This is a genomic window from Bacillus sp. AMCV2, from assembly GCF_056033925.1.
Genome location: NZ_JBVYIB010000002.1, coordinates 2,493,099 through 2,508,760, shown reverse-complemented (window position 1 = coordinate 2,508,760; position 15,662 = coordinate 2,493,099). Strand labels below are relative to the sequence as shown.

Sequence of the window (15,662 nt, the reverse complement as noted above, 5' to 3'; positions counted from 1 at the left end):
TTCTGCGTATCACAATACAATCCAAAGGGAACATAAAGAGTGAAGGCTTTTTAGACAATCAGGAGGAACAGATATGAAAATCGGATTAATCGGCTTAGGGAAAATGGGCATAAACATAGGAAAGCAATTCATTGACCGCAATCATCAAGCGGTTGGATATGATGTAAATCAAGCGGCTGTTGATGAACTGAAAGCATACGGGGCAGAGGGGACAACGAATCTTAAAGAGTTAATTTCTTTATTAGGCCCGCCGCGTATTCTATGGGTTATGGTACCGCATGGCATTGTCGATGCTGTTTTGCGTGATGTATCACCTTTATTAAGTAAAGGCGATATGATTATCGAAGCTGGAAACTCTCATTATAAAGAATCAATTCGCCGCTACAACCAAATGAAAGAAGCGGGTATCCATTATCTTGATGCCGGAACGTCGGGCGGAATGGAAGGCGCACGGCATGGAGCCTGTTTTATGGTGGGGGGCGATCATGAAGCATGGGAGATTGTGGAACCGCTTTTTCGTGATACCGCCGTCGAAAATGGTTATCTATACGCGGGTGAAGCGGGAAGCGGACATTTTTTAAAAATGATCCATAATGGAATTGAGTATGGAATGATGGCCGCGATTGGTGAAGGATTCGAAGTGCTTGAAAACAGCCAATTTGATTTTGACTACGAGAAGGTTGCCAGAGTGTGGAATCATGGTTCTGTCATTCGTTCTTGGCTTATGGGGCTGACTGAGCGAGCTTTCGCTAAGGATGCGAAACTGGATCAGATCAAGGGCATTATGCATTCCTCAGGTGAAGGAAAATGGACGGTGGAAACCGCGCTTGATCTGCAGACGGCAACTCCGGTGATCGCCATGTCACTGATGATGAGATACCGTTCTTTAACAGACGATACGTTTACAGGAAAGGTGGTCGCTGCGCTTCGAAATGAATTTGGAGGCCATGCGACAGAAAAAAAGTAAGGGGGCCCAACAAGCCTCCTTATTTTTTTGGCACCTTCAGAAGATGAGGAAACTTTTTATAAATGACCAGCATGATGATCAGAATATATGTACCGTAAATGCTGATAGACAATAATTTATTGCTGGTGAAATTGGCACCTGCAATAGTGACAACAACAATATTGGGGATTTTCCCTATTAAAGACGCAAAGAAAAAAACATGCCAGCGAACCTGGCTCAGCCCGCAGATCACGTTCATTACAAGTGAAGGTATGACAGGTATCAGCCTTCCTAATAAAACAGCGGTAAAAGCGTTTTTGTTGAAGGAAGCCTCGTAGCTTTGTATGGCAGGATAGGCCTGAACTTTTTTTCTGGCCCAATCTCTAAAACTGTACCTGGCGAGAAAAAACAGCAATATTGTACCAAGCATTGAGCCGGTTAGTGTAATCCAAATTCCATTTGCAGTCCCGAACACTGCGCCGTTTAAAGCAGCAACCAAAGCAAACGGCACTATTGGGAAAAAAACATCGGCAGCAATCAGCAGCATACTAAATAAAACGGAAAACATCCCTCCTGCTTTGATTGCATCAAGCCAAGCTTCTTTCTGAAAAAAACCGACTGCAATGATAGCAATAATCACAAGTATACCTATTACTTTTTTTAACATGTCTATGGTCACTCCCAACTTAGGTGATGTCAGGAGCCAAAACCTCCGTCATCTAAATTAGTATAACTGTTGCCATTTCAGCGGTTCAACTGAAAACCAGGTTAAGAACACAATTCTTTTTTACCTCAAAAAAAAGGCTGTCCATCTCTCTGTTTTCTGCATTCTTAATAATAGGGAGGGATAGAAATGGTAACCATAAAAAAGGATTTTATACCGCTATCAAATGATAATCGTCCTGGCTATTCGATGACGCCTGCTTATATTACGGTGCATAATACAGCGAATACAGCAAAAGGCGCTGATGCGAAAATGCACGCCAATTTTGTGAAAAACCCGAGCACATCCGAAAGCTGGCATTTTACAGTTGACGATTCAGTCATTTATCAGCATCTCCCGATAGATGAAAACGGCTGGCATGCGGGAGACGGTACAAACGGGACAGGAAATCGCAAATCGATCGGGATTGAAATCTGCGAAAATGCTGATGGCGATTTTGAAAAAGCAACATCAAATGCCCAGTGGCTGATCAGAAAGCTGATGAAGGAAAACAATATTCCGTTAAATCGTGTTGTTCCCCACAAAAAATGGTCTGGGAAAGAATGTCCGCGGAAACTCTTGAACCACTGGAACTCTTTTATAAACGGAATTTCTTCCTCGGATACACCTCCAAAAGAATCTTCACCATCATATCCCCTGCCGTCTGGGGTTATAAAGCTCACTTCGCCTTATCGAAAGGGCACAAACATTCTCCAGCTGCAAAAGGCTTTAGCTGCACTTCACTTTTACCCTGATAAGGAAGCCAAAAACAATGGCATAGATGGAGTTTACGGACCGAAAACAGCGAATGCCGTCAAGCGTTTTCAGCTCATGAACGGATTAACTGCAGACGGGATTTATGGGTCAAAAACAAAGGCCAGGCTTAAATCGAAGTTAAAGTAAATGCAGGATTTAACGGATAACCTGTTTCCGGTGCGGATTCAGGTTATTTTCTTTTCTTTGGTTTGTGTGTTTTTCAGATTGGAAAGAAGGGAATTTTAAAAAATCATCAGCTGCGCCGCAATGAAAGCAGAATGATATTCACTGAGAGGGACACGTTAACTATAGGAAAAAACAGTGATAGCGAAAAACTCTTCATTGAACGAAGAGAAACAGAGGTATAACATTAAGGTGAGGCTTTTGGGGGTGTAAAGATGAAACATTTTATCATCCTTTTCCTTCTGCTGTTCGTTACAGCAGGATGCGAGGGAAGGGGATACGAAGACGTTGTAGCATTTGGTGACAGCAATACGCGTGGTTCTAACTGGGATTATCGCGATTATCCAAAAGCACAGCAGTGGGTCAATATATTAAAAACAGCTGAGCGCGGTAACCTTGATATACTCAATGCGGGAATCGGCGGACAGACGACAGAGGATGCCCGTCTCCGATTTCAGACAGATGTGCTGGATCAAAAACCGAAGTATTTGTTTATTATGTTCGGCACCAATGACGCTGCCATACTGACTGAGGGGAAACCGAGAGTGTCGAAGCAGCGTTTTAGAGAAAATCTAATTTATTTTATTGAAGAAAGCAGAAAACACGGGATCAAGCCAATCTTAATGACGTGTATCCCAATTATAGAAGGTAATGGGAAGCATCATCTGTTTTACTATTCCAGATATCAAGCAGCTGCTTTTGAACCAAAAGGCGGAGCAAGGAAATGGCACAACTCATATAACGATATTACAAGAGATGTGTCGAAGCGCCTGGATGTCCCTCTTGTAGATAACTGGAAGCATTTTATAGAAGCAGACGGCGGAAAAGCAACTGATGAAGCGCTTATCCAATCTGGTCTTATAGATCCTTCTGGAAATCATATGACACCTAAAGGGGCAAGGATTGTATATGAAGGAATACAAGATGGGCAGATTCTGCAGCGTTGAGCCGGACAACCGCCTAGTCCGATTTATTTCTCCTACATAGGCTGTTATCAAACCTTATTAAGGAGGCGCTTCACATGTATGGCGCAGGCAGAGCATATGGATACGCTTTTATTGTTGTTTTAGTTGTTGTTCTCCTGGTTGTGGGCGGCATATACTGGTTAGCATAATAACCGGCCCTTTAAAACACCTCTTTTTAGGGGTGTTTTTTGCTGAAAATAGTAGTAAAGCGCGCAGCCAAAGTGATATAATATCAGTCATCTGAGTAAAAAAAGGAAATACGCCCGGAAAAAATAGACAAATTCCTATTAAGAAGATACGGAAATAATATGTCCGAGCGATCTTCTTTTTATTTCGTTTTCAATTAACTCGATAAAGTCACGGTTTAAATTCATTTCGGTGGCTTTGAAATAAGATTCTATTAGTAATTCATCAGACAGTTTTCTCATGCTAGGAACCCAATTAATGGGAGAGGCACCTCCTTAAAAGTTGGAATCATTCATGATTTTAACGCATACAATGATAAGTTGCGTTCATCTGAGGTTGAAGTTATCTTTAATCTACCATGAAATGCATATAAGAACAATCGTTCTGTTATCCACACCAAAAAGTGGATAACTTGTGAGTATCGTGTTTATAATTTGTCTAAAGAGTGATGTAATAAGAGTGGATAGTGTGTGTAAATTTATCCACACCTGGTGAAGAAACCCAATTTTTGTCGAAATTTTTTTGCTCAGTTTTTCTTTAGGCGCAAGTTCGATTTTTTTCGACAATCATTTTGAGAGAAAGAAAAAGGGAAGGGTGCGGGTTTTGTTAAAAAAGTTTTTTTTACCTGACGAGTTTGTAAAAAATATTTTTCATATTACACCTGAGAAATTAAAGGAACGAAATGTAAAAGGAATTATTACTGACCTGGATAATACGCTTGTTGAATGGGACAGACCGAACGCGACACCGCGATTGATCGAGTGGTTTGAAGAAATGAAGGAACACGGCATTAAAGTGACAATTGTCTCTAATAATAATGAAAGAAGAGTGAAACTTTTCTCAGAACCGCTTGGAATCCCATTCATCTATAAAGCAAGAAAACCGATGGGTAAAGCCTTTAATAGAGCGGTGCGCAATATGGAGCTAAAAAAAGAGGACTGCGTTGTCATCGGAGACCAGCTGCTGACCGATGTACTCGGGGGAAACCGAAACGGCTACCATACGATTTTGGTCGTGCCAGTCGCTTCCTCTGACGGATTCATTACGCGCTTTAACCGCCAGGTCGAACGCAGAATACTGAGTGCTCTCAAACGAAAAGGGCACATTCAGTGGGAGGAGTAAGAAATGGAAAAGGTTGTTTGTATCGGGTGCGGAGTTACGATCCAAACCGAGGACAAAACAGGTTTGGGGTACGCGCCGCCTGCATCGCTTACGAAAGAAAATGTGATTTGCCAGCGTTGCTTCAGACTGAAAAACTATAATGAAATACAAGATGTCTCCTTAACTGATGATGATTTTTTAAACATTCTTCACGGTATTGGAGAAACGGACTCTCTTGTCGTAAAAATTGTTGATATTTTTGATTTTAACGGCAGCTGGATTAATGGGCTGCAGCGCTTGGTGGGGGGAAACCCTATTTTATTGGTTGGCAATAAAGCGGATATTTTGCCTAAGTCACTGAAAAGAGAGCGTCTGATTCAATGGATGAAGCGTGAAGCGAAAGAGCTTGGCTTAAAACCGGTTGACGTATTTTTGGTCAGTGCGGGACGCGGCCAGGGAATCAGAGAAGTAATTGATGCGATTGAGCATTACCGCAACGGAAAAGACGTCTATGTTGTCGGATGTACAAATGTAGGAAAGTCAACCTTTATTAACCGGATTATTAAAGAAGTGTCAGGTGAAGAAGATATTATTACAACATCCCAATTTCCTGGCACAACCCTTGATGCGATTGAAATCCCGCTGGATGACGGTTCATCGCTTTATGATACACCGGGAATTATCAACAACCATCAAATGGCGCATTATGTCAATAAAAAGGATCTGAAAATATTATCTCCTAAAAAGGAGCTGAAGCCTCGCACATTCCAGCTTAATGATCAGCAAACACTGTATTTTGGCGGACTTGCAAGGTTTGATTATGTGTCTGGGGAAAGATCTCCTTTTATTTGCTATATGCCGAATGAGCTGATGATTCATAGAACAAAACTTGAAAATGCAGACGCGCTTTATGAAAAGCATGCAGGGGAATTGCTCACACCTCCGGGTAAAGATGAAATGGATGAGTTTCCGGAATTGGTCGCCCATACGTTTACGATAAAAGACAAAAAGACAGATATTGTTTTCTCTGGGTTAGGCTGGGTTACTGTCCATGACGCCGATAAAAAGGTAACTGCATACGCGCCAAAAGGCGTTCATGTATTTGTTCGGCGTTCATTAATTTAAGAAAAGGGGAGAGGAGTATGAAAAAGCTGTACGGGGTTATCGGAAATCCGATTGGCCATTCTATGTCACCTGATATTCATAACGCATCATTGAAAGACCTCGGGCTTGACGGACATTATCATGCCTTCAAGGTAGAAGAGAATGATCTGGAGAATGCGGTAAAAGGAATAAGAGCTCTAGGCGTACAAGGAATCAATGTGACTGTTCCGCACAAGGTTTCCATTATGGATTATCTGGATCATATTGATGAGAGTGCAAAAGTGCTCGGTGCCGTAAACACGGTCAGAAGAGAGGGAGATAAGCTTGTCGGATACAATACCGATGGGGAAGGCTTCGTGAAGTCATTAATGAAGGTATTAGACAAGCCCATCTCTGAACTGTCATTCTTAATGATCGGCGCTGGCGGAGCGGCGAGAGCCATTTTTACAACAATTGTCCGAAATACCCCGAAAAAATTTGATATTTGCAACCGGACGTTAGAAAAAGCAAAGCGGCTTACAGAAGCTACTCCCTCGTTTCACAATAAAGAAGTATTAAGCATAAAAGAAGCAGAAGAACGTCTTGAGCAGTATGATGTTATCATCCATACAACGTCTGTGGGCATGTATCCGAACGTGGACGATGTGCCGCTTTCATTACAGCGTGCCGCGAGCAGTGCCGTCGTATGTGATATCGTGTATAATCCAATACAGACGGCCCTTTTAAAAGAAGCAAGCCAAAAAGGCTTGAAAACACTTGACGGTGTGGGCATGTTTGTTGAACAGGCAGCATTGTCTTTCCAATTGTGGACTGGACAAGAGCCTGATATTGAAAAAATGAGATCCATTGTAATAGGAAAATTAGGAGGAACAGAATGTTAACAGGTAAACAAAAACGTTTTTTGCGTTCAAAAGCGCATCATTTAACGCCGATTTTTCAAGTAGGTAAAGGCGGAGTAAACGACAACATGATTAAACAAATTGCTGAGGCGCTTGAAGCGAGAGAGCTGATTAAAGTCAGCGTGCTTCAGAATTGCGAAGAGGATAAAAACGATGTAGCGGAAGCTCTTGTAAAAGGAAGCCGCTCTCAATTGGTGCAGACAATCGGCAATACGATTGTGTTATATAAGGAATCAAAGGAAAATAAACAAATCGAGCTTCCTTAAAGGTGGTTGAAATGAAGAAAATCGGAATTTTCGGAGGCACGTTTGACCCTCCGCATAATGGTCACCTCTTAATGGCGAATGAGGTGCTGTACCAGGCGGGGCTTGATGAAATTTGGTTTATGCCTAATCAAATTCCGCCGCATAAACAGAACGAAGACTATACCGACAGCTTTCATCGCGTGGAAATGCTAAAGCTTGCAATTCAATCTAATCCGTCCTTTAAGCTGGAGCTTGTTGAAATGGAAAGAGAAGGACCGTCATATACCTTTGATACCGTTTCTTTACTGAAGCAGCGTTATCCAAATGATCAGCTGTTCTTTATTATCGGTGCTGATATGATTGAATATTTGCCGAAATGGTATAAGCTGGACGAGCTGCTGAACCTCATACAATTTATTGGAGTAAAGCGCCCCGGTTTTCATGTTGAAACCCCTTATCCGCTTCTCTTTGCAGACGTTCCGGAATTTGAGGTATCATCAACTATGATAAGGGAACGGTTTAAAAGCAAGAAGCCCACTGACTACTTAATCCCTGATAAAGTGAAGAAGTATGTAGAGGAGAATGGTTTATATGAATCGTGAGGAGGCACTTGCATGCGTGAAGCAGCAATTGACCGAACACCGATATATCCATACGGTTGGCGTGATGAACACGGCGATCGAACTTGCGGAGCGTTTTGGAGCCGATTCTAAAAAAGCGGAAACAGCGGCAATCTTTCATGATTACGCCAAATTCCGCCCTAAAGAAGAAATGAAACAAATTATTGCGCGCGAAAAAATGCCTGCGCATTTATTGGATCATAATCCGGAGCTCTGGCACGCTCCGGTCGGCGCTTATTTGGTCCAAAGAGAGGCAGGGGTTCAAGATGAAGACATTCTTGACGCCATTAGGTATCATACCTCAGGGCGCCCCGGCATGTCACTTTTAGAAAAAGTCATTTACGTTGCCGATTACATTGAGCCAAACCGGGCATTTCCCGGTGTCGATGAGGTGCGTAAGCTTGCTGAGACAGATTTGAATCAAGCGCTGATTCAGTCCATTAAAAATACAATGGTTTTTCTTATGAAAAAAAATCAACCGGTTTTTCCAGACACATTTTTAACGTATAACTGGCTTGTGTCTGGCAGCTGAACAGGAGGAATTTGTGAATGAACCAAAAGTCCATTTTAAAGATCGCAGCTGCGGCTTGCGACGATAAACGGGCAGAGGATATTTTAGCACTGGATATGGAAGGTATTTCTCTGGTTGCTGATTATTTTCTGATCTGCCACGGAAATTCAGATAAACAGGTACAGGCGATTGCCCGTGAAATCAAGGATCAGGCTGATGAAAACGGCATTCAAGTCAAAAAGATGGAAGGCTTTGATGAAGCAAGATGGGTTCTCGTTGATCTAGGCGATGTGATTGTCCATGTCTTCCACAAGGATGAAAGAAGCTACTACAACCTTGAAAAGCTGTGGGGAGACGCTCCGCTCGCAGATCTTGATCTTGGAATGAATCAATGATTTATCAAGGCTTTGCAAGCGTGTATGACGAGTTAATGTCACACGCGCCTTACGATCAATGGACAAAATGGATTGAAGCATCTCTCCCGGAAAAAGGCCGTATTCTCGATCTGGCATGCGGCACGGGGGAAATCTCCATCCGGCTTGCCGAAAAAGGCTTCGAGGTTACAGGCATCGATCTCAGCGAAGAGATGCTTTCTTTCGCCCAGCAAAAGGTATCGAGTAGCCAGCCTATTTTATTTCTTCAGCAGGATATGAGAGAGATTACCGGCTTTGACGGTCAGTTTGACGCTGTTGTGATATGCTGTGACTCATTAAATTATTTAAAAACAAAAAATGATGTGATCGAAACCTTTAAAAGTGTATTTCGGGTATTAAAGCCTGAAGGCATTTTGCTGTTTGATGTTCATTCGTCTTATAAAATTGCGGAAGTCTTTCCGGATAGCACATTTGCTGACCAGGACGAAGATATCAGCTATATTTGGCAGAGCTTTGCCGGAAGTGGCGAGCTTTCTGTCATTCATGATATGTCGTTTTTTGTGTGGAATGGAGAAGCGTATGATCGTTTTGATGAGACACACGAGCAAAGAACGTTCCCAGTGGAAGAATACGAAGAAATGCTTAAGAACTGCGGCTTTCAGCTCCATCGCGTGACAGCTGATTTTACGGATACCGAGCCATCAGCACAATCAGAACGCCTCTTTTTCAAGGCGCAGAAATCAAAAACCATCGTTTCCTAAAACGATGGTTTTTTAAAATGCTTTTTTATGCTTTTGCAGTACAGACGAAAGTATGACATACTCGTCTACACATGAAACTGCTTTTTCACTGCGGAAATGTCCTCCTCGTACTTCATATGAGTATTTTGAAATACCCGGTGAAACATATCCTGCACACCGCTTTCCAGCGCTTTAATGCCTTCTCCAGTTACACCGCCTTTAACGCAAACCTTTTCCTGTAATGCAGGCAGGGTATACAATTCGGTTTCTAACAGTTTTCCCATTCCGACAAGCATTTCCTTACACATCAAAATCGCGTCCTGTTTAGACACTGATGTTTCCGAAACAGCTGCATCTATAAACCGCTGAATCAGATAGCTCATAAAAGCGGGGCCGCAGCTTACGATGTCTGATGCAACCCTCGTGATGTCACTTTCAATTTGCAGCGGATGAGAGATATGCTGCATCAGCTCATTGATTTTCGTTTTTGCAGATTCGCCGCAGCTTGTGCCGAACGTGACGAGAGAAACACCTGCCAGCGCTCTGTTCGTAATACTTGGGATTACTCGAGCCACTTGACACGGCACATATTGTTCGAGCTGTTCGGTTTGAACGGGGCTTGTAATTGAAATGAGAATATGATCTTTTCTTAAATAAGGTAACGCTCTTGCCAGTAAAGGATATATATCAAGCGGCTTAACACAAATAAAAATCATCTCGTTCTCAGAAACGAGCTTTTCGAGACTTTCGGTAACGTTTATGCTGTTGTAGCGGTTTTTTATGTGCAACGCTTTTTCAATTGTGCGGTTTGTGATTGTTATGTTTGAGGGATCGGCCGCTTTTGATTCAATAAATGATTCGATAAGGATTGTACCCATATTTCCTGTGCCGATAAAGCCTATCTTCAATGGTTTCCCCTCCTTTGAGCTATTATCCTCTAAACCATATGTGTTATGAAAATAAAATATGACGAAAGCGGGGAACATGCACGATGAATTGGTTGAATCAGCATAAGAAAGTAATTATTTTAGCGGCTTCTGCGGCTGTTTTCACAGCGATTATGATCGTTCTTGCCACAGGGAAAAATAAAGAGCCGGTGAAGCAAGCTGTACCAACAGAGACAGAAAATACAGTGGTAAAGCAGGAAGCAAACAACGACAAGTCAAACGAAACAATTGTGATAGACATCAAAGGTGCTGTTCAGCATCCTGGCGTTTATGAAATGCGAACAGGGGACAGAGTATCTCAGGCAATTGAGAAAGCGGGCGGGACCAGTGAACAAGCAGACGAAGCGCAAGTAAATTTGGCGGAGATTCTGCAGGACGGGACAGTGGTGTTCATCCCGAAAAAGGGAGAGGAAACAGCAGTGCAGCAAGGTGGCGGAGTGTCTGTCCAAAGCGATGGAGGGAAGGGAGCGCTGGTGAATATCAATACAGCAACCTTAGAGGAGTTACAAGGCATCTCAGGGGTGGGGCCATCCAAAGCTGAAGCTATTATTGCATACCGGGAAGAGAACGGTCGTTTCCAAACAATTGAAGATATTACTAAGGTTTCAGGAATAGGTGAAAAGTCATTTGAAAAAATAAAGTCTTCCATTACAGTAAAGTGATTTGACGGTCATGCATTATGATAGGTAAACTAAAGGTCAGGCAACACAACATTTGGAGGGAACAACGTGGAACGAATTTCATGGAATCAATACTTTATGGCTCAAAGCCATTTATTGGCGCTGCGCAGCACATGTCCGAGATTATCTGTCGGCGCTACTATAGTCAGAGACAAACGCATGATAGCAGGAGGCTACAACGGGTCAATCGCGGGCGGCGTACATTGTGCAGATGAAGGATGCTTAATGATAGATGATCATTGCGCAAGAACCATTCACGCTGAAATGAATGCTATTCTTCAATGCTCTAAGTTTGGGGTGCCGACTGATGGAGCGGAGATTTATGTGACGCATTATCCGTGCATTCAATGCTGCAAATCTATTATTCAAGCTGGTATCAAAACGGTTTATTATGCTGAGGATTACAAAACACATCCGTATGCGCAGGAATTATTTGAACAGGCGGGTGTAACTGTTGAACAGGTTGAACTCGATGAAATGATCGTTGATCTGAAAAACAGAGAAAAGCTTTCATTTGTAGCGGGTCTTATAGGGAAATTGGCCGATGCCGGTTTAGCGGAGGAAGAATTGAAAAAGATACATGAGCAGGCGAATACACTTTTCACGAGCTACGTGTGATGAATGCGTAATTCGCGATTGTTATTGCCTATGGCGGCAGCTTCGGCAACGGCTGGAATTACTGCCGCCGCTTATTTCCCCGCTATTTTTCTTTTCATCCTCTTTCTCCTCATCATTTTAATCAAAACGAGGCACGCTTTTCTTATTATTGTTTGTTTCTTCTCTTTTATATTGTTTTTTGTACTGTATGCAGTCACAGATTCTCAGAATGTCTCTTCCTATCGGCAGGGAACTTATCAATTCAAGGCAGTGATTGACAATATTCCTAAAATTGACGGCGACCGTATGTCTATGATGGTTGAGACACCTGATAAGGAAAAATGGGCTGCTGCGTATCGCATTCAGTCTGCTGGTGAAAAAGAACAGCTGTTATACATAGAACCAGGAATGTCATGTGAGTTGACTGGTACATTGGAAGAACCGAATCACGCAACTGTGCCGGGTGCATTTGATTATAACGAGTATCTTTATCGGCAGCATATTCATTGGAACTACTCTGTCACGTCTATCCAAAACTGCAGCGAACCTGAAAATTTCAAGTACAAGGTGCTCAGCTTGAGAAAACATATCATATCATTCACAAACAGCCTTCTGCCTCCTGATTCGGCAGGGATTGTACAGGCACTTACAGTTGGTGACAAATTTTATGTGGAAGATGAAGTGCTTACTGCGTATCAAAAGCTTGGTGTTGTCCATCTCTTGGCAATATCAGGGCTCCACGTGGGGATTTTGACAGCAGGTTTGTTTTATATCATGATACGCCTTGGTATAACAAGAGAAAAGGCGTCAATTCTGTTGCTGTTATTTCTGCCGCTCTATGTGATGTTGACCGGCGCTGCTCCTTCAGTGCTACGCGCCGCTCTCATGTCGGGTGTTTACTTAGCTGGAAGCCTTGTCAAATGGCGTGTCCACTCTGCAACTGCAATTTGCCTTTCATACATCGTCCTTCTGCTCTTCAATCCTTATCATCTCTTTGAAGCCGGTTTTCAGCTATCGTTCGCCGTCAGTTTTTCTTTAATTCTATCCTCTTCTATTTTTCAGCAGGTTAAAACCTCCTTGGGGCAGCTGACAATTGTATCACTCATCGCTCAGCTGGGCTCGCTTCCGATTCTCCTATATCATTTTCATCAGTTTTCTATCATCAGCGTACCGATGAATATGTTGATGGTACCATTTTATACCTTCTGTATTTTGCCGGGAGCTGTAGCAGGTGTTCTTCTATTAAGTCTTTCCGCTTCGTTTGGGAGATTGTTTTTCAGCTGGTTTGATTTATTGATAAGCTGGACCAATAGGCTAATCACAAACATTGCAGATGTTGATGTATTCACGATTATGATCGCACATCCTGCACCTGTTTTGCTTTTTTTATTCACGGTCACGATCCTCCTATTGCTTATGGCGATTGAAAAACGCTCCTTGTCACAGTTGATGGTAACTGGAGGCATTTGCTGCACGGTGCTGTTTCTGCTCTTTATATATCCGTGTCTTAGTTCCGAAGGAGAAGTGGATATGATAGATATTGGACAGGGTGACAGCATGTTTGTAGGTGCTCCGCATCAGCGGGGTCGTGTCTTAATTGATACCGGCGGCACTTTGTCTTACTCGTCAGAGCCTTGGCGCGAAAAACAGCATCCGTTTTCACTGGGGGAAAAGGTGCTGATTCCGTTTTTAACTGCTAAGGGAATCAAACAGCTTGACGCTTTAATTCTGACGCACGCTGACCAAGATCATATCGGAGAGGCGGAGACTCTGCTGAAGTATCATAAAGTAAAGCGCCTCGTGATTCCGAAAGGGTTCGTTTCTGAACCTAAAGATGAGAAAGTGCTGCAGACAGCCAGAGAAGAGGGAGTGACAATTGAAGAGGTGAAGCGAGGCGATGTATTGCAAATAAAGGATTTGCAGTTCCATGTACTGTCACCTGAAGCACCTGATCCGGCAAGCAAAAATAATTCCTCTCTCGTTCTGTGGATGGAGACGGGCGGTATGAGCTGGATCTTGACGGGTGATCTGGAGAAAGAAGGGGAACAGGAGGTGATGGACGTGTTTCCAAATATTAAAGCAGATGTCTTAAAGGTGGGGCACCATGGGAGCAAAGGCTCTACCGGTGAAGAATTCATCCAACAGCTTCAGCCGGAAACGGCCATTATCTCAGCTGGGAAAAACAATCGGTACCATCATCCTCATCAAGAAGTTCTGCAACTATTACAGAGACATTCTATCCGCGTGCTGCGAACAGATCAAAACGGAACGATCCAATATAGATACAAAAACAGAGGTGGAACCTTTTCTGTCTATCCTCCATATGATACATCAGATATAACAGAGACGAACTAAAAAAGACTGCCGAGAAATCAGCAGCCCGGGCAGTCGCTGTTATGAACCAACTAGGTGAATAACCGTTGCCATGACAAACAAGAAGGCGAAAAATCCGAAGGACACAACAAAACCAACAGCTGAATCTACAGCATCATTTCGTTTGCTTTGAACGTTTTTTTCAAAATCATTCAACTTTATCCCTCCTGACTGATTTAAGTATAATGGAATTGTTTTGAAAAATCTAGAAGCTAAGGTAACGTTTTCTGTTCTGGTGATTATCGCCTTTTTACAAGCTGTCCCGGGGGCTTGCGAACAGGCGTTTAATATAAATGGGGAAGCAGCAGTCAGGCTTCCTCTTTACTATTTTGCAAACTCAATTTAGGATAGAAGGGGATGATGAAAGAGAGGAAGTCGTACAACAATGGTATTTGATGTGTGGAAAAGCCTGAAAAAAGGAGATGTCCATCCGGTTTATTGCTTATACGGAAAAGAGACATATCTGCTGCAAGAAACCGTCAGCAGGATCAGACAGACGGTCGTTGATCAGGAGACAAAGGATTTCAATCTATCCGTTTTTGATCTGGAAGAGGACCCGCTGGATCAAGCGATTGCAGATGCTGAAACGTTTCCGTTTATGGGAGAGCGGCGTCTTGTCATTGTGAAAAATCCATATTTTTTAACAGGTGAAAAGAAAAAAGAAAAAATTGAGCACAACGTCAGTGCGCTTGAATCATATATACAATCACCTGCGCCTTACACAGTCTTTGTCCTGCTTGCTCCGTATGAAAAGCTTGATGAGCGGAAAAAGCTGACGAAAGCGTTAAAGAAGCACGCGTTTATGATGGAGGCGAAGGAATTAAACGCAAAGGAAACGACAGACTTTACTGTCAACCTTGCAAAAACAGAGCAGAAAACAATCGGCACGGAAGCGGCGGAGCATTTGGTTCTGCTTGTGAACGGGCATCTGTCATCGATTTTTCAGGAGATTCAAAAGCTCTGCACGTTTATTGGAGATCGTGAAGAAATTACGCTGGATGATGTGAAAATGCTTGTTGCTAGAAGCCTTGAACAAAATATTTTTGAGCTGATCAATAAAATCGTCAACCGAAAACGAACAGAGAGTCTGCAAATTTTTTATGATTTGCTTAAACAAAATGAAGAACCGATTAAAATTATGGCGCTTATTTCGAACCAGTTCCGACTGATTCTGCAGACAAAGTACTTCGCGGAACAGGGATACGGACAAAAACAAATCGCTTCTAATCTAAAAGTTCACCCATTTCGGGTAAAGCTGGCGATGGATCAAGCAAGGCTTTTTTCAGAGGAGGAGCTCCGTTCAATTATTGAACAGCTTGCCGTCATGGACTATGAGATGAAAACCGGGAAAAAGGACAAGCAGCTCCTGCTCGAACTGTTCCTTTTACAGCTGTTAAAAAGAAATGAAAAAAACGATCCCCATTATTGAGGATCGTTTTTATATTATGCAGAAAGTCCGTTCACTTTTTTCGCTAGTCTTGATTTGTATCGAGCTGCGGTATTTTTGTGTACAAGACCTGTTTTCACTGCTTTATCAATACGTTTAGCTGCTTCAGTAAGAGCAGTTTTCGCTTTGTCAGCTTCGTTGTTGGCAACAGAAGCTTCAACTTGTTTGATTGCAGTACGCATAGCAGATTTGATTGTCGCGTTATGAACGCGGCGTTCGTTGTTTGTTTTTGTACGTTTAATCGCTGATTTAATGTTTGGCATGTGTTTCACCTCCTAAGATACA

General features: G+C 42.7%; 21 protein-coding genes. 16 read left to right on the top strand and 5 right to left on the bottom strand.

The features are described 5' to 3' along the window. Positions 1 to 73: 73 nt before the first annotated feature. Complete coding sequence (gene gnd / locus AC0OMA_RS13000; protein WP_181219793.1) at positions 74 to 967, top strand: phosphogluconate dehydrogenase (NAD(+)-dependent, decarboxylating); 894 nt, start codon at positions 74 to 76, stop codon at positions 965 to 967. A gap of 19 nt (positions 968 to 986) precedes the next feature. On the opposite strand, the gene AC0OMA_RS12995 is transcribed toward gnd, so the two are convergent. Continuing rightward, complete coding sequence (locus AC0OMA_RS12995; protein ID WP_038429330.1) at positions 987 to 1,613, bottom strand: TVP38/TMEM64 family protein; 627 nt, start codon at positions 1,611 to 1,613, stop codon at positions 987 to 989. Positions 1,614 to 1,799: 186 nt separating this feature from the next. Between AC0OMA_RS12995 and cwlH the strand changes: the two genes are divergently transcribed. Together cwlH and AC0OMA_RS12985 are read left to right on the top strand one after the other, a co-directional pair. Then, entirely contained in the window at positions 1,800 to 2,552 is a 753-nt protein-coding gene (cwlH, locus tag AC0OMA_RS12990; protein ID WP_474222148.1) for an N-acetylmuramoyl-L-alanine amidase CwlH, read from the top strand. A 251-nt stretch (positions 2,553 to 2,803) separates the two neighbouring features. After that, positions 2,804 to 3,535 carry an SGNH/GDSL hydrolase family protein gene (locus AC0OMA_RS12985; protein ID WP_047182903.1) on the top strand — a complete coding sequence of 244 codons (732 nt, stop codon included), beginning with the start codon at positions 2,804 to 2,806 and terminating at the stop codon, positions 3,533 to 3,535. Positions 3,536 to 3,840: 305 nt separating this feature from the next. Here the strand turns inward: AC0OMA_RS12985 and sda are convergent, their stop codons facing one another. Next, entirely contained in the window at positions 3,841 to 3,981 is a 141-nt protein-coding gene (gene sda, locus AC0OMA_RS12980) for a sporulation histidine kinase inhibitor Sda (RefSeq protein WP_003226124.1), read from the bottom strand. Positions 3,982 to 4,342: 361 nt separating this feature from the next. On the opposite strand from sda, the gene AC0OMA_RS12975 reads away from it, so the two are divergent. From AC0OMA_RS12975 to AC0OMA_RS12940, 8 genes are read left to right on the top strand one after another with little or no spacing between them, the layout of a single operon-like run. Continuing rightward, positions 4,343 to 4,861: a YqeG family HAD IIIA-type phosphatase gene (locus tag AC0OMA_RS12975; protein WP_003226126.1), complete on the top strand. Its 519-nt coding sequence runs from the start codon at positions 4,343 to 4,345 to the stop codon at positions 4,859 to 4,861. A gap of 3 nt (positions 4,862 to 4,864) precedes the next feature. Beyond that, a complete protein-coding gene (gene yqeH / locus AC0OMA_RS12970; RefSeq protein WP_003229966.1) occupies positions 4,865 to 5,965 on the top strand; it encodes a ribosome biogenesis GTPase YqeH in 1,101 nt (366 codons plus the stop codon). Positions 5,966 to 5,982: 17 nt separating this feature from the next. After that, positions 5,983 to 6,825, top strand: a complete 843-nt coding sequence (gene aroE / locus AC0OMA_RS12965; RefSeq protein ID WP_015384136.1) for a shikimate dehydrogenase — start codon at positions 5,983 to 5,985, stop codon at positions 6,823 to 6,825. Next, a complete protein-coding gene (gene yhbY / locus AC0OMA_RS12960) occupies positions 6,819 to 7,109 on the top strand; it encodes a ribosome assembly RNA-binding protein YhbY (protein ID WP_003226133.1) in 291 nt (96 codons plus the stop codon). Before aroE ends, yhbY begins: the two co-directional genes overlap by 7 nt. 11 nt (positions 7,110 to 7,120) lie before the next feature. Further along, on the top strand, positions 7,121 to 7,690 hold the full coding sequence (locus tag AC0OMA_RS12955; RefSeq protein ID WP_004398676.1) for a nicotinate-nucleotide adenylyltransferase: 570 nt from the start codon (positions 7,121 to 7,123) through the stop codon (positions 7,688 to 7,690). Beyond that, a complete protein-coding gene (yqeK, locus tag AC0OMA_RS12950) occupies positions 7,680 to 8,240 on the top strand; it encodes a bis(5'-nucleosyl)-tetraphosphatase (symmetrical) YqeK (protein WP_015483448.1) in 561 nt (186 codons plus the stop codon). The genes AC0OMA_RS12955 and yqeK overlap by 11 nt, the downstream gene beginning before the upstream one ends. A 17-nt stretch (positions 8,241 to 8,257) precedes the next feature. Continuing rightward, entirely contained in the window at positions 8,258 to 8,614 is a 357-nt protein-coding gene (gene rsfS / locus AC0OMA_RS12945; RefSeq protein ID WP_014480315.1) for a ribosome silencing factor, read from the top strand. Further along, positions 8,611 to 9,354: a class I SAM-dependent DNA methyltransferase gene (locus AC0OMA_RS12940; protein ID WP_029317885.1), complete on the top strand. Its 744-nt coding sequence runs from the start codon at positions 8,611 to 8,613 to the stop codon at positions 9,352 to 9,354. The genes rsfS and AC0OMA_RS12940 overlap by 4 nt, the downstream gene beginning before the upstream one ends. A 65-nt stretch (positions 9,355 to 9,419) precedes the next feature. Here the strand turns inward: AC0OMA_RS12940 and comER are convergent, their stop codons facing one another. Continuing rightward, positions 9,420 to 10,241, bottom strand: a complete 822-nt coding sequence (gene comER, locus AC0OMA_RS12935) for a late competence protein ComER (protein ID WP_063335455.1) — start codon at positions 10,239 to 10,241, stop codon at positions 9,420 to 9,422. An 83-nt stretch (positions 10,242 to 10,324) separates the two neighbouring features. On the opposite strand from comER, the gene comEA reads away from it, so the two are divergent. From comEA to AC0OMA_RS12920, 3 genes are all read left to right on the top strand, one after another. Further along, positions 10,325 to 10,942: a competence protein ComEA gene (comEA, locus tag AC0OMA_RS12930; protein WP_327830703.1), complete on the top strand. Its 618-nt coding sequence runs from the start codon at positions 10,325 to 10,327 to the stop codon at positions 10,940 to 10,942. Positions 10,943 to 11,008: 66 nt separating this feature from the next. Beyond that, positions 11,009 to 11,578, top strand: a complete 570-nt coding sequence (locus tag AC0OMA_RS12925) for a ComE operon protein 2 (protein ID WP_003229978.1) — start codon at positions 11,009 to 11,011, stop codon at positions 11,576 to 11,578. 3 nt (positions 11,579 to 11,581) lie between these two features. After that, entirely contained in the window at positions 11,582 to 13,912 is a 2,331-nt protein-coding gene (locus AC0OMA_RS12920) for a DNA internalization-related competence protein ComEC/Rec2 (RefSeq protein WP_322839700.1), read from the top strand. Positions 13,913 to 13,951: 39 nt separating this feature from the next. On the opposite strand, the gene AC0OMA_RS12915 is transcribed toward AC0OMA_RS12920, so the two are convergent. Next, entirely contained in the window at positions 13,952 to 14,086 is a 135-nt protein-coding gene (locus tag AC0OMA_RS12915; RefSeq protein WP_003229983.1) for a YqzM family protein, read from the bottom strand. A 40-nt stretch (positions 14,087 to 14,126) separates the two neighbouring features. Here AC0OMA_RS12915 and AC0OMA_RS12910 point away from each other — a divergent pair, with 40 nt between their 5' ends. Together AC0OMA_RS12910 and holA are read left to right on the top strand one after the other, a co-directional pair. After that, positions 14,127 to 14,276, top strand: coding sequence for a hypothetical protein (locus tag AC0OMA_RS12910; RefSeq protein ID WP_003229985.1), 150 nt, complete (start codon positions 14,127 to 14,129; stop codon positions 14,274 to 14,276). Positions 14,277 to 14,315: 39 nt separating this feature from the next. Next, positions 14,316 to 15,359, top strand: a complete 1,044-nt coding sequence (holA, locus tag AC0OMA_RS12905) for a DNA polymerase III subunit delta (RefSeq protein WP_029317888.1) — start codon at positions 14,316 to 14,318, stop codon at positions 15,357 to 15,359. A 14-nt stretch (positions 15,360 to 15,373) separates the two neighbouring features. Here holA and rpsT read toward each other — a convergent pair whose 3' ends face one another. Beyond that, positions 15,374 to 15,640 (bottom strand): 30S ribosomal protein S20, encoded by a 267-nt coding sequence (gene rpsT / locus AC0OMA_RS12900; RefSeq protein WP_003229989.1) that lies wholly within the window; start codon positions 15,638 to 15,640, stop codon positions 15,374 to 15,376. Between the last annotated feature and the right edge of the window lie 22 nt (positions 15,641 to 15,662).